The following is a 1479-nucleotide window of genomic DNA, read 5'->3' on the forward strand; positions in this document are numbered from 1 at the left end:
GGCTGGATCGCGTCGTGGGTCATCATCAGTTCGTCTCGCCCTCGCGCCCGGGCAGGTGTTCGTCCAGATGCAGCCACGGCAATCGGTTTTCGATCCAGATGTGCCGTGACGGCGCGGCCAGTTCAGGGTGATCGAGGGTAGCGACCACCACGTCCATCTCTTGCGGGCTGTTGCGCGTGAACAGCGCCATGTGCGCGCCGCAGTTGCCGCAGAAGTAGCGCACACACGTCTGACCCGAGTCATAAGTAGCCGGGCTGCCGGCCAGCCATTGAAACGACTGCAGCGGCACGGTCAACCATGTCATGACTGTCCCACCGGACGTGCGCCTGCAAATCGAACAGTGACAATGGGCGATGTCCTCAAGGGGCGCATCGAACTGATAACGCAGGCTGCCGCAGTGGCAGCCGCCGGTGTGAATGTGGCTCATGACCGTTCCTCCCTGTTGTGCGTCGATAAGCGTGTGACAATAAAACTTCCACAAACACTGATTGAAAGGTCGGTGAAAGCTTGTGCAATTAGCATCGCCTCACTTCCGGCAAAAAGACCGGGTAGCCTGGGTGTCGTTCAACACGGTCCCTGGCCCAATTAACAACAATAATGGTGATTCCGATGCTTGCTGATTTTCCTATCCGTACCCTCCTTGCGCCCTCACTCCACGTAACGCTCCTGCTGAGCTGACTCGTTCGTTTCCATCGTTCTGTAGCCGTATTACGTCTGGAGTATTCCCATGCTGACTTTCCTTGGCTTTGCCATGGTCATTGCGTTCATGTACCTGATCATGAGCAAGCGCCTGACCGCGCTGATCGCCCTGATTCTGGTGCCTATCGTTTTCGCCCTGTTCGGCGGTTTCGCGTCACAGATCGGCCCGATGATGCTGGCCGGTATTACCAAGCTGGCGCCAACCGGCGTCATGCTGATGTTCGCCATTCTCTACTTCGCGCTGATGATCGACTCCGGCCTGTTCGACCCGGCCGTGCGCAAGATCCTGAAAATGGTAAAAGGCGATCCGATGCGCATCTCGGTCGGCACCGCGGTGCTGGCGCTGGTGGTCTCGCTGGACGGTGACGGCGCAACCACCTACATGATCTGCGTTGCCGCCATGCTGCCGCTGTACAGCCGCGTTGGCATGAGCCCACGCATCATGGCGGGTCTGATCATTCTGGCGGGCGGCGTGATGAACATGACGCCTTGGGGCGGTCCGACTGCTCGTGCGGCCAGCGCCCTGCACGTCGATGCTTCAGACATCTTCGTACCGATGATTCCGGCGATGCTGGCCGGCGTTGTGGCGATCCTGGCGATCGCCTACTTCTATGGCAAACGCGAACGTGCCCGTCTGGGAGAACTGCACCTGCAAGGCGATGAAGTCGATCACAGCGAAATCAGCGTTTCGCAGTTCCCGGATGCACGTCGTCCAAAACTGATCTGGTTCAACGGCGGCCTGACGCTGGCGCTGATGGTTGCCCTGATCATGGGTCTGCT

The 1479-nt window shown here is 59.0% G+C and carries 2 protein-coding genes; one reads left to right on the forward strand and one right to left on the reverse strand.

From position 1 onward, the window contains the following. Nucleotides 1-25: 25 nt before the first annotated feature. On the reverse strand, nt 26-427 hold the full coding sequence (locus BZK31_RS28210; protein ID WP_083186448.1) for a GFA family protein: 402 nt from the start codon (nt 425-427) through the stop codon (nt 26-28). A 300-nt stretch (nt 428-727) separates the two neighbouring features. Between BZK31_RS28210 and BZK31_RS28215 the strand changes: the two genes are divergently transcribed. Then, nucleotides 728-1479, forward strand: a 752-nt coding sequence (locus tag BZK31_RS28215; RefSeq protein ID WP_244182763.1) for a citrate:proton symporter, incomplete at its 3' end; no start/stop codon positions are given.

The sequence above is a fragment of the Pseudomonas floridensis genome (assembly GCF_002087235.1).
GTDB classification, from domain to species: Bacteria; Pseudomonadota; Gammaproteobacteria; order Pseudomonadales; family Pseudomonadaceae; genus Aquipseudomonas; species Aquipseudomonas floridensis.